8 protein-coding genes are annotated in these 12,293 nt (G+C 69.9%); 4 read left to right on the forward strand and 4 right to left on the reverse strand.

Going from position 1 to position 12,293, the window contains the following annotated elements; all coding sequences use genetic code 11:
- Positions 1-3: 3 nt before the first annotated feature.
- From dpgC to OF819_RS19790, 4 genes are all read right to left on the reverse strand, one after another.
- Positions 4-1,374, reverse strand: a complete 1,371-nt coding sequence (gene dpgC, locus OF819_RS19775; RefSeq protein WP_267244920.1) for a (3,5-dihydroxyphenyl)acetyl-CoA 1,2-dioxygenase DpgC — start codon at positions 1,372-1,374, stop codon at positions 4-6.
- Positions 1,371-2,105 carry an enoyl-CoA-hydratase DpgB gene (dpgB, locus tag OF819_RS19780; RefSeq protein ID WP_267244921.1) on the reverse strand — a complete coding sequence of 245 codons (735 nt, stop codon included), beginning with the start codon at positions 2,103-2,105 and terminating at the stop codon, positions 1,371-1,373. Before dpgB ends, dpgC begins: the two co-directional genes overlap by 4 nt.
- 20 nt (positions 2,106-2,125) lie before the next feature.
- Complete coding sequence (dpgA, locus tag OF819_RS19785) at positions 2,126-3,199, reverse strand: 3,5-dihydroxyphenylacetyl-CoA synthase DpgA (protein ID WP_267244930.1); 1,074 nt, start codon at positions 3,197-3,199, stop codon at positions 2,126-2,128.
- A gap of 259 nt (positions 3,200-3,458) precedes the next feature.
- Positions 3,459-4,619, reverse strand: a complete 1,161-nt coding sequence (locus OF819_RS19790; protein ID WP_267244922.1) for a glycine amidinotransferase — start codon at positions 4,617-4,619, stop codon at positions 3,459-3,461.
- A 342-nt stretch (positions 4,620-4,961) separates the two neighbouring features.
- Between OF819_RS19790 and OF819_RS19795 the strand changes: the two genes are divergently transcribed.
- The 4 genes from OF819_RS19795 to OF819_RS19810 all read left to right on the forward strand — a co-directional run.
- Entirely contained in the window at positions 4,962-6,002 is a 1,041-nt protein-coding gene (locus OF819_RS19795) for a methyltransferase (RefSeq protein WP_267244923.1), read from the forward strand.
- A 205-nt stretch (positions 6,003-6,207) separates the two neighbouring features.
- Positions 6,208-6,426, forward strand: a complete 219-nt coding sequence (locus tag OF819_RS19800) for an MbtH family protein (RefSeq protein ID WP_323748943.1) — start codon at positions 6,208-6,210, stop codon at positions 6,424-6,426.
- Between the two features lie 34 nt (positions 6,427-6,460).
- The gene (locus OF819_RS19805) at positions 6,461-7,270 is read left to right on the forward strand and encodes a phytanoyl-CoA dioxygenase family protein (RefSeq protein WP_267244924.1); all 810 of its coding nucleotides are present in this window, start codon (positions 6,461-6,463) and stop codon (positions 7,268-7,270) included.
- 36 nt (positions 7,271-7,306) lie between these two features.
- A partial coding sequence (locus OF819_RS19810; RefSeq protein ID WP_267244925.1) for a non-ribosomal peptide synthetase occupies positions 7,307-12,293 on the forward strand: 4,987 nt, incomplete at its 3' end.

Raw genomic sequence — 12,293 nt, forward strand, 5'->3', positions numbered from 1 at the left:
CCCTCACCTCCGGGAACGGGAGCGCTGCCAGCGGCGCTCGACCTTCGCCAGGACGTCATCGCTGTACGCCCTCGCCACCTGGGTCACGGCGAACTCGGCGAGGTACTCGCGGAACAGGTCCAGCGGCTCCTCGGACAGGTTCAGCATCCGCCGGTTGGCGGCCACGGCGGGCGCGGACAGGTCGCGTACGGCCCTCTCGACCGCCTCGTCCAGCTCCTCGGCGGGCACGATCTCGTCGCAGACCAGCGACGCCTCGCGGTCCCGCATTGCGATGCGCCGGCCCCCGAGGATCACCTGCCGGGAGAGCCGGGCCCCGGTCAGCCTGCCCAGCCGCAGATTGCCCAGGCCGGGGACGATGCCTTCCTCGGCGGCGGGGAGGCTCACATAGGCGTCCTCCTCCGCGATCACCCGGTCCAGGACCAGCAGCAGCTGCATGCCACCGCCGATGGCGAAGGTGTCGACGGCGCCGACCCACGGCTTCTGCGTGGTGCGCTCGGCCCACGCGGCCGCTTCCGGCGCCACGCACAGGCCGCGCAGGATCTTGTTGAGGTAGCCCAGTTCCCGGCCCATCAGGAAGTCCAGGAACGAGATGGCGCCGTCGCGCAGGTCCTTGAGGTTGATCCCCGCGCTGAACACCCGCCTGCCCTGGTACTTGGGGTGGTCCACCTCGCCGCCGCGCAGCACACCGACCCACACCTGGTCGTCCAGCAGGGCTAGGTCGACCGCCGTCTCCAGGTCGGCGATCAGCCGGTTGTCCTCGGCGTTGAGGCAGTGGGTGTTGCGGAACGTCACGTGTGCGGCGCCGCCCCGGCGTTCGACCACGAGGGAGTCCAGGGCCGCGCGGCCCGTGGCGCGGAACTCCTCCAGCAGTTCCAGGGCGCGGGGCGTCGGCATCAGCATCGCGTCGATGAGGTGCCGGCCGACCGAGGGGGAGCGGAGGAGGGCGCCGCACAGGAGGCCCTGGTCGATCTCCCTGCCCTCCTTGTCGGCCTGGATGTACGCGCGTTCGGCGTCCATCTGGGCGCGGGTCGGCGCCAGGCCGGGGAACCGGTCGGCCACGGCGTACACCACGTCGGGCAGCCGCAGGTGCCGCGAGCGGTTCGCGGTCACCGCGTCGTACACGGCCTCGGTGTGCGCGGCCAGGAAGGCGCGGCGGGCCGCCCGGGTGCCGGCGAACACCTGGTCCGCGAGGTCCCGCTGGGCGGGGTCCCGCTTCGCCGGGGCCGGCAGCGCGGCGAGGACGTCCTCGGCCGCCTCGGCGTAGCGGTCGAGCGCCGCCGCGTCCGCGTCCAGGTCACCGATCGGCTGTACGGGAGCCGGACCTGCGCCGGCCGCCCAGTCCGTGGCCGGATCGCTGTGCGCTGCTCCGGTCACTGGGCGGCACTTCCCGCCAGCTGCGCGTCCCCGGACGAGGCGTCGCGGTCGTCGAGGCGCCGCAGCTCACGGTCGCAGGCCGCCAGGTGCACGCCCAGTGCCTCGTCGTAGCCGGTGGTGACGGCCTCGTTCAGCAGCTGACGGCGGATGGCGAGTTCGCGGTCGGAGATCCGGCCCATCAGGACGGTCGCCGTGTGGACGGCGGTGTCGACGTCGTCGGAGAGCTGGTCGACCAGGCCCAGCGCGCTCGCCTTCTCGGCGGAGATGTCGTCGCCCCACAGCACCAGCTGCCGGGCGCGTGCCACACCGAGGTGCTGCACGAGCCGGTAGAGCGACATGCCGGGCCAGAAATGCCCATCGTTGACCGGCGGCATCAGCAGCATGTCCGGGGTGCCGACGCGGAAGTCGGCGGCGAGCAGCAGGTCGAGCGCGGGCCCGCCGCACGCGCCCCTGACCACCGCGATGTTCATGGCGGAGAGCTTCTCCAGGCGACGGACAGCCCGCTCCCAGCGGTTCACGTCCGAGACGCTGACCCCTACGGGCCATTCCCTGCTGTCGCGGGGCTCCGGATCGAGGAGCAGTACCACGACCGTCCTGTCCTGGCGGCCCTCCACCCCGTCGCACACGGCGTTCACCGTGGCGGTGAGTTCCGCCAGCGGCCGTGTTCCGTCGATGGTCGCCGTCAGGGCCAGCCCGTCGGTCAGCTGCTCCCGTACAAGGTTCGTCGGCATCGCCGCTGCGTTTCCTTTCCTCACCAGCCCACCAGAGCCATTTCGATCGTGGAACCAGGACCCATGGTCATGAACACGCCATATTCGCCGGGTGCGGCGATGTCCTCGGCGCGCAAACGCTCGTACGAGAACAGGAACGACCCGCTGGACACGTTGCCGTGGTCCCGCAACACGCCCGTGGTGTGCCGGACGTCGTACCGGGAGAGCCCCAAGTTGACCCTGACGGAGTCGATGACCTTCTTGCCGCCGGAGTGCACCACCCAGTGCGAGATGTCCGAGCGCCGCAGCCCCGTGCCCTTCAGCAGCCGGTTCACGGACAGTTCCGCGTGGGCGCCCACGACATAGGGCACCTCCGGGTCCAGGTAGAAGCTGAACTTGCCGTGGAGGTCGTCCCAGTCGTACCGCATGGCGTCGACGGCCTCCGGGATGATGCAGCTGGAGAACCGCATCAGCGCCGGGCCGTCCCTGTCCTCGGCTGTCTCCGGCTCCTCCTCGGCGGCCATCACCGCGATGGCGGCCGAGCCGTCACCAAAGAGGCTATTGACCACGGAGGAGCGCATCGTGCCGTCGAAGACGTACGCGGCGGAGCAGGCCTCCACGCAGACCATGACCGCCAGCTCGCCCGGGTGTGCCGCGGCCCAGCCGGCGACGGCGGTCAGGGCGTTGAGCCCGGCGTTGCAGCCCATCCCCACCACGTCAAGCCGGGAGCAGTGCCGGTCGATGCCCAGCTCCTTGATCAGCAGAGCGGAGAATCCCGGTGTGAGGAGTCCGGTCGAGGTGACGCACGTCAGGTAGCGCACGTCTGCGAGGGACGCGCCGGCGTCCTTGAGGCAGGCTTCGACCGCCTCCCGCCCCATGGCCAGGCCGGTCGTGACGTGCTTGTGGAGTAGATCCCCCTGGGACTCCTCCGTCCTGGAGCCGTCCGGGCCCACCGGGGGCAGGGTGAGCCCGCGTCGCTCGATCGCGCTGTTCAGGAAGATCGACCGGATACGGGGGTCCGTGATGTCGAACTCGTCCAGCATGTCCCCCTGGGTGTACGTGGTGGGCGGCACCGCCGTACCCGCGCCCCGGATACGAGGTAGTGGTCTGTCCATCACTTTCACGTCTGCTCCCGATGTGCGTCTGCGTCGGAACGACACCGCGGTCATACCGCCGCGGCGGATGCGCGTGTCCCCATGCGGGATCGATGAGGGAGCATGGGGAACGCGCCGAGAACTGGTACGGCGCCAGACACGGGCATCGTGCTGAAGACTGGGACGGTGCCGAGATCCGGTACTGCGCCGAAGATCCGGGTGCGGCGCCGAGCCGCGCGGCCGACCGGTGGGCGCGGGGCGCGCCCACCGGGGCCCGGGGTCAGCCGAGGTAGTCCTCGGCCCCGCCGTCGCGGACCATGTCGAGGGTGAAGCAGTGGAAGCCGCCGCCGAACAGCCGCCGGTGGCGGTGGCGGACCGGTACGACGGTGAACCGGTGCCGCTCCAGCTCCCGCATCAGCTCCGGGCACGCCTCGTTGACCAGCACCGTGTCCGGGCTGACGGAGAGGACGTTCAGGTCGATGAACGGGCTGGTGAGAACCAGGTCGTTGTCGTCGTACGAGGGGAAGTTGTCGCGCTCCGGCGGCGGGGGCACGATCAGGTCCCAGCTCCGCAGCGGCGCGGGCAGCTTGTCGGCCACGTCGCGGGACCGGACGAGCAGGGTGCCGGGGCGCAGCGCGAGGACCATGCTGTCGATGTGGCTGTCGCTCAGCGCGTCGACGCGGTGGACGCGGAAGCGGCCCTCCAGATGGCGCTCCAGCCAGTCGGCGGCGAGCGCGTGGTTGACGGTGGAGACATTGGCGACGATGTCCCGGCCGAGCCGCAGGCACTGGGCGCCGTCGAACATCATCTCCAGGCCCACGTCGCACCAGGAGGGCTGCGGGTCCTCGATCGGCTCGGTGGGGCCGCCCGCCGTCATGGGGCCGCGTACGTAGGAGAGGTCGAACGAGGCGTCGGTCATATGGGGCCGGGGCATGACCGTCCAGCGGGCGCCCTGCTGGAAGTACCGCTGGAAGACCGGCTTGAGCAGCTGGGTCTCGAAGTAACGCGAGCGGATCATCGGGGGCGTCTCGATGATCTCGTCACCCAGGACGAGGGTGTTGTCCCGTACGTTCAGCGGGGGCACCACTGAGGCGGACCAGGCCGGGGTGCGCACCTCGGACGTGGCGGCGTCCACGTCCAGCGGCCGGTGGACGGTGACCGACAGCTCGGTGAGCGTGTCCACGAGGCCCCGCAGGTCCTCGTTCAGTTCGTCCACGTAGCGTTGCTTGATGGGTACCCGCCGGCCGTCCCGGCCCGTGTCGCCGGTCCGGCTCGACAGCCGGGGGTAGTACCACTCGGACTTGGTGGGATTATCGTTGGCGATGTTGTCGTGGAAGAACAGGTCGAAGGAGAGTTCCCGCTCGTGGGAGACGTAATTCTCGGCGGAGCCGACAATTACTTCCCTGAGCTGCGACCATTCGTCATAACTGTTCAACTCCACTGTTTCCCCCGGTGGACTTATTAGCAAGCGGATCGGCGCATGCCCGGCACGATGCAGAACGTGTGGCGCGGCAGGAAGCGGCTGATAAGCCGGGTCTTTCCGCATTCATCGCGTGGCCGGGAGAGTCGCAAGGGCGGCGCGACTACGGGGCGCTTCTCCGTCCATCGAAGCACACAGGTTAGGGGCTTTGCAACGAAAATGATCATGTGGCTCACGTCACATCAGGGCGTCGTTGACGTCACTTCTTCAAAACGGCAAGGTTGCAGCTCGTTTGCTTTTCTGGAGATGTGAAATCAGTCCAGGTTGAGCTATGTATGCTGAATATGGGGGATAGGTAACAAATTGGACATCTCGCGCGAAGGTGACCCTGTTTACCAGCAATTCAACTTTTTGGTGAATGCTCCGGCGCTCTTCAATGCTGTCACCACGGCGGTGGAGCTCCGAATCTTTCACTTTCTGGCCGAACGTCCGAAAGCAGCTTTCGAAGAGATTCTGGAGCATGTTCGGATTCCCTCGCACCAGCTGAGGGTGCTCCTCCAGGCGGTCTGTTCCACCGGACTGCTGCGCCGCGAGAACGGCGCCTACCTCAATTCGGTGGTCGCCGAAGACCTTCTGGCGTCCGACGCCGAGGACAGCTGGGGGCACATCCTCATCGGCTGGAAGGAGGTCTACTACCCCGCATTCGCGCAGATGACGAAGGCCCTCAAGGCCGGCACGAACACTGCCCTCGACGCCTTCCCCGGGGACGAACCCACGCTCTACCAGCGACTGTCCCGCACCCCTGAGCTGGAAGCCGTCTTTCATCGCGCGATGAGCGCCTTCACTCTCCGCTCCGTCGACGCGCTCGTCGAGCGTGAGGAGTTCGCCGAGGTCCGCCACCTGCTCGACATCGGCGGCGGCGACGGTACGACCTCGGCCAAACTCGCCGCCCGCCACCCCCACCTCAGGTCCACGGTCTTCGACATGCCCAGCGTGTCGAAGCTGGGCGAGGAAAAGGCCGCCGGGGGCTTCCCCGACCGGGTCGAGCTGCACCCGGGCGACATCTTCAGGGACGAGTTCCCGCGCGGCGCCGACACGGTGCTTTTCAGCCATGTACTGGAGATCTTCTCCGAGGAGCAGATCCTCGGGCAGCTCCGGAAGGCATACGATGCCCTTCCCGTAGGCGGGCGCGTCTTCATCTACGGCTACAACGTCTCCGACGACGAGACCGAAGGCATTTTCGGCGCACGCCTCGGCCTGTACTTCAATGTCCTCGCCAGCGGCCAGGGAATGGCCTATCCCGCCCGAGACTACGAGGCATGGCTGGCGAAGGCCGGATTCCACGGCGTCCGGACCGTCCACGGCCTCCCCTATGAGCACGGGCTCAGCATGGGAACCAAGTAACCGGCCCTCCCGACGGCTCCCTCGACGGTGCCGAAATCGGCGGAGGGTGCGCAACCCCAGCGCGTTCGCGCACCTTCCGCCCTTCCATGGGGCATTTTCCTTCCGTTCCGTGGCCCCGTCACGCCGCTTCGGCGTGCCCGCTGTTCCGCCCTGCGGGTTTCCTTTCCGCCACCCACCAGATCAGGCCACCACAGAGGAGTTTCTGATGGCCAATCCCTTCGACGACCCCGACGGACGCTTCCTCGTTCTGGTCAACGAGGAAGGCCAGCACTCGCTCTGGCCGGACTTCGCGGACGTTCCCGACGGATGGACCGTTTCCTTCGGCCCGTCGGACCGCACCTCCGCCGTCGACCACATCAACGCCACCTGGCAGGACATGCGCCCGCGCAGCCTCGTCGCACAGCTGGAGCAGGCCGGTTCCTGAACGGAATCAACGGAAAAAACGACTGGGGGAGCACATGTCCGTATCCACACCAGAGTTGCGGGACGCGAAGGTCCGCTACGGCCGCGACGGCTGGCTGCCGCTGCCGTTCGCGTTGAGCGACGTGGACGTCAAGCAGCTGCGGGACCGCATCGAGGAGATCAGCACCCAGCGCCGCCCCGAGGTGGTGTACGAGGAGGACTCCCCGGTCGTCCGGGCGCTCCACGGATGCCATGACTTCGACGACGTCTGCCACCGCCTGGTGCGCCTGCCCGTCTTCCTGGACTACGCCGAGACGATCCTCGGCGGACCCGTCTACGTCTACCAGTTCAAGGTCAACATGAAGCAGGCGCGGGAGGGCGCCGCCTGGCCCTGGCACCAGGACTTCGTGTTCTGGCACCGCGAGGACGGCATGCCCGACCCCCACGCCGTGAACATCGCGGTCTTCCTCGACGACGTCTACGACACCAACGGCCCGCTCGAGGTCATCCCCGGCAGCCACCACCTCGGACTCATCGACGTGACCGCCGAGTCCGGGGAAGGCCCCAGCCACGACTGGCACGCCCACGTCTCCGCGAAGCTGGAGTACACGGTCCCCGACGAGGTCGCCGAGCCGCTGGCCGCCACCTACGGCACCCAGCGGTTCACCGGAAGCGCCGGCAGTGTCGTCGCCTTCCACCCCAACCTCGTCCACTCCTCGTCGAACAACCTGTCGGACTACCGCCGTTCCATGCTGCTGATCACCTACAACAAGGTCAGCAACGCCCCGGCCCACCCGACCAGGCCGGAATTCCTCGTCAGCAGGGACACCACGCCCGTCGTCCGCGTCGACGACAACCACCTCTAGTACCCAGTCGACCACCACAACGGGGAGCACAGAAGAATGATCGTGGGTTCGGTGCAGGAGTCCTTTGAGGCGCAGGCGCGCCGCACACCCGACGCCGTCGCCGTACGGTGCGCGGGCCGCAGCCTGACCTACCGGGAACTGGACGAGCGGGCCAACCGGCTGGCACACCGGCTGATCGCCGAGGGCGCGGGGCCCGAGCGGCCCGTACTCGTGCTCACGGACCGTACGGTCGAACTGGTCGTCGGCCTGCTGGCCGTGCTCAAGGCCGGTGCCTTCTACCTGCCGCTGCACACCGCGTTCCCCCAGGAGCGCATGCAGTGGATCGCCCAAGAGAGCCAGGCCCCGGTCCTCCTCGCCGACACCACGATGCGGGACCGCTGGCTGCCCGACGCCCCGGTCACGATCCTCGTCGACCGGCCGGAGGAGTGCGCGGACCATCCGCCCACCCCTCCGGCCGTGCCGGCCTTCCCCGACCAGCTCGTCTACGTGATGTACACCTCGGGCTCCACGGGAACGCCCAAGGGCGTCGCCATCACCCAGCAGGACATCATCGACCTGGTGAACGACCGCATGTTCACCGTCCCCGGCGCCCACGACCGGGTCCTCCTCGTCGCCTCGTACGCCTTCGACCCCTCCACGTACTCCTTCTGGTACCCGCTGCTCCACGGCGGGACGGTAGTCGTGGCGGCCGAGGACGAACTCACCATCGACCGTCTCGCCCGCCTCTTCAGCGCCGAGCGGATCACCGGCGTCGACATCACCGCCGGACTGTTCCGCGTGATCGCCGAGGAGCACCCCGAGTGCTTCACCGGCGTCCACGAGATCATCACCGGCGGTGACGTCATCTCGTCTGCCGCCGTCCGCCGCGTCCTGGAAGTCTGCCCCGACATCACCATCCGCGGCGCGTACGGCCCCACCGAGACCACGCTGTTCGCCACCCAGTCCCCGTGGACGGACGCCTCGGTGGTGCCCGAGCAGGTACCCATCGGCCGCCCCCTCGATGGGATGCGGGCCTACATCCTCGACGACACCCTCACCCCGGTCGGCGTCGGCGTGGCCGGCGAACTGTACATGGCCGGAGTCGGCCTCGCTCGGGGCTACTTCAACCGCCCCGACCTGTCCGCCGAACGCTTCGTCGCCGACCCGTTCGGCCCGCCCGGCTCCCGCATGTACCGGACCGGCGACGTCGCCCGCTGGAAGGCCGACGGGCTGATCGACTTCGTCGGCCGCGTCGACAACCAGGTCAAGATCCGGGGCTTCCGCATCGAACCCGGCGAGGTCGAGTCCACCCTCGCCGCATACCCAGGCCTGCGCCAGGCCGCCGTCGCCGTACGCGAGGACCAGCCCGGCGACAAGCGGCTCGTCGCCTACATCGTGCCCGAGGAACCCGGCACCGCCGACGTCGCCGCTGTACGGGAGTACCTCGAACAGCAGCTGCCCGCCTACATGGTGCCGTCGGCCATCGTCGCCATCGACAACCTGCCGCTGACCCCCAACTTCAAGGTCGACTACCGGGCCCTTCCCACGCCGCCCACCGAGGTACCGGACAGCGCCGGGCGCGCCCCCCGCGACGAGCGCGAGAAGACGCTGTGCGACCTGCTCGGCGACGTACTCGGCCGTACCGGCATGAGCATCGACGACGACTTCTTCCAGCTCGGCGGGCACTCCCTGCACGCCACCCGCCTGGTTAGCCGCATCCGCTCCACCTTCGACATCGACCTGGGCGTCGGCGCGGTCTTCGACAACCCCACCGTCGCCCGCCTCGCCGAGGTCGTCGCCCAAGCCCCCGCCGCCCGGCCCGCCCTGCTGCCGGCCGAACGGTCCGAACGGGTACCGCTGTCGCCCGCCCAGTACCGGCTGTGGTTCCTCGGCCGCCTGGAGCGCGGCTCCGCCACGTACAACCTGCCCATCGCGATCCATCTGCGCGGCGCACTCGACCGGGCCGCCCTGGAGGCCGCCCTGGGCGACGTGTTCGCCCGCCACGAAAGCCTCCGGACGATCTTCCCGGAGTACGACGGCGAGCCCCACCAGGTCGTCCTGCCCCCCGAGCGGGTACGCCCCGCACTGCCGCTGGAACACGTCGACGACCTCGACGCGGCAGTCCGCGACGCCGGACTCCTCCCCTTCGAGCCGACCACGGACGTCCCCATGCGCGCCCGGCTGTTCTCGGCCGGCGCCGACGACGCGTACGTCCTGCTGCTGACCATGAACCACATCGGCAGCGACGGCTGGTCGATGGAGCCCCTGACCCGCGACCTCGAACGCGCCTACACTGCCCGCCTCGCCCAAACCGCCCCCGATCTCCCGCCGCTCCCCGTCCACTACGCCGACTACACCCTGTGGCATCGGACGCTGCTCGGCTCCGAGGACGACCCGGCCAGCCTCTCCGCCCGGCAGCTCGACTACTGGCGCACCACCCTGGACGGCTCCCCCGAGGAGTTGGAGCTTCCCGCCGACTTCCCCCGGCCGCCCGCCACCAGCTCCCGTGGCGGTGCCGTGCCTGTGGAGATCGGCCCCGAACTCCACGACGCCATCGTCGCCCTCACCCGCACCACCAACACCACCGTCTTCATGACGCTCCAGGCCGCCGTCGCGGGCCTGCTCACCCGGCTCGGCGCGGGGACCGACATCCCCATCGGCAGCACCATCGCCGGACGCACCGACTCCGCCCTGGACGACCTCGTCGGCTTCTTCGTCAACACGCTCGTCCTGCGGACCGACACCTCGGGCGACCCGACGTTCGGCCGTCTGCTGGAACGCGTCCGTGAGACCGACCTCGCCGCCTACGAGCACCAGGACGTGCCCTTCGAACGGGTCGTCGAGGCGGTCAACCCGAGCCGCTCCCTCGCCCACAACCCGCTGTTCCAGGTCATGCTGGTGCTCGAGAACCCCGGCGGCTACCGCTTCTCCCTCCCCGGCGTCACCGCCGAGTCCGAGGAACTGGGCACCGGCACCGCCAAGTTCGACCTGCTGTTCAGCTTCACCGAGCAGTACGACGCGAACGGCGCCGCCGCGGGCATCATCGGACGGCTCGAGTACTCCGCCGACCTGTTCCAGGAGAGCACCGCCGCACTCCTCGCCCGCCGCTTCACCGCCCTGCTCACCGCCGCCCTCGCCGACCCCAGGCAGCCGCTCTCCGACCTCGACCTGTTCCTCGACGGGGAACGCGACGAGGTCCTCACCCAGGGGAACACCACCCAGGTCCAGCTCCCCAGCACCTCCCTGCCCCGGCTCATCGAGGACCAGGCCGCCCGCACACCGGACGCGCTCGCCGTCTCCGCCCCCGACGGCGAACTGACGTACGCGGAGTGCGACGAGCGGGCCAACCGCCTCGCACACCTCATGCTCGCCCAGGGCATCGGCCCCGGCAGCACGGTCGGCGTGGTCCTGCCCCGGGGCACCCGGCTCATCGTCGCCTACCTCGCCATCCTCAAGGCGGGCGCCGCCTACCTGCCCATCGACCCCGCCTATCCGCAGGACCGGATCCACTTCATCCTTGACGACGCGCGCCCCGCCCTCGTCCTCACCACCGCCGAACTGTCGGCCACCCTGCCCGGCGAGACCCTCGCCCTGGACACCCCCCCTACCGCCGGCGCCCTCGCACGCGCCGCGACGCACAACCCGGACGACACCGACCGGCCGGCCCCCCTCATCCCGGACACGCCGAACTACGTCGTCTATACCTCGGGCTCCACCGGCCGCCCCAAAGGCGTCGTCCTGCCCGCCCGGGTCCTCACCAACCTGCTCGCCTGGAACGCCTCGGTCTTCCCGTACGAGGAGGGCTCACGCGTCGCCCAGTTCAGCGCCGTGAGCTTCGACGCCTCCGAGCACGAGATCCTCACCGCCCTCCTCAACGGCAAGACCCTGTGCGTCCCCGACGAGGACACCCGCCTCAACCCGGCCCGGCTCGCCGCCTGGCTCGACCGCGAACGGGTCACCGAGTTCTTCGCCCCCGACCTCGTCATCGCGGCCGTCTACGAGGCCGCCACCGAGCAGGGCCTGGAACTCGCCGCCCTCCGCCACGTCCTCCAGGCCGGTGAGGCCCTCCAGCTCACCCCGAAGGTCCGCGACTTCCACCGCGCCCGCCCCCACCTGCGCCTGCACAACCACTACGGCCCCTCCGAGACCCACGTCGTCACGGCCGCCACCCTGCCCGCCGACGTCGACGCCTGGCCCGTCACCGCGCCCCTCGGCACCGCAATCTGGAACACCCGCACCTACGTCCTCGACGAGCGGCTGCGGCCCGTGCCCGTCGGCATCACCGGCGAGCTGTACCTGGCCGGGGACGGCCTCGCCCACGGCTACCTGGGCCGCCCCGACATGACCGCCCAGCGTTTCGTCGCCGACCCCTTCGGCGCCTCGGGTGCGCGCATGTACCGCAGCGGCGACCTCGCCCGCCTGCGCCCCGACGGCACCCTCGAATACCTCGGCCGCGCCGACGATCAGGTCAAGGTCCGGGGCATCCGGGTGGAACTCGGCGAACTCAACGCCGTGCTCACCGCGCACCCCGCCGTCGGCCAGGCCGCGACTGTCCTGCGCGAGGACCGGCCCGGCGACAAGCGCCTGGTCTCCTACGTCGTCCCCGCGCCCGGGCGGAGTGCCCCGCCCGCCGACGAACTGCGCCGTCACGTCGCCGCCTCCGTGCCCGAGGCCGTCGTGCCCTCGGCGTTCGTCGTACTGGACGCGCTGCCGCTGACCAGTAACGGCAAGCTCGACCGGCGCGCCCTGCCGGCCCCCACGTACACCGGTGTCTCCGGCCGCGCCCCCCGCACGCCCAACGAGCAGATCCTCTGCGTCCTGTACGCGGAGATTCTCGGCGCCCGGTCCGTGGGCGTCGACGACAGCTTCTTCGAGCTGGGCGGCCACTCGCTGCTGGTGACCCGCCTGGTCAACCGGGTCCGCGCCACCCTCGGCGTCGACCTCGCCATCCGCGCGGTGTTCGAGGCGCCCACGCCCGGCGCCCTCGCGCGGCGCCTGGACGAGGCGGGCCACGCCCGTCCCATGCTCGTCGCGGTGGAGCGGC

The sequence above is a fragment of the Streptomyces sp. PR69 genome, from assembly GCF_026420845.1.
GTDB lineage: Bacteria > Actinomycetota > Actinomycetes > Streptomycetales > Streptomycetaceae > Streptomyces.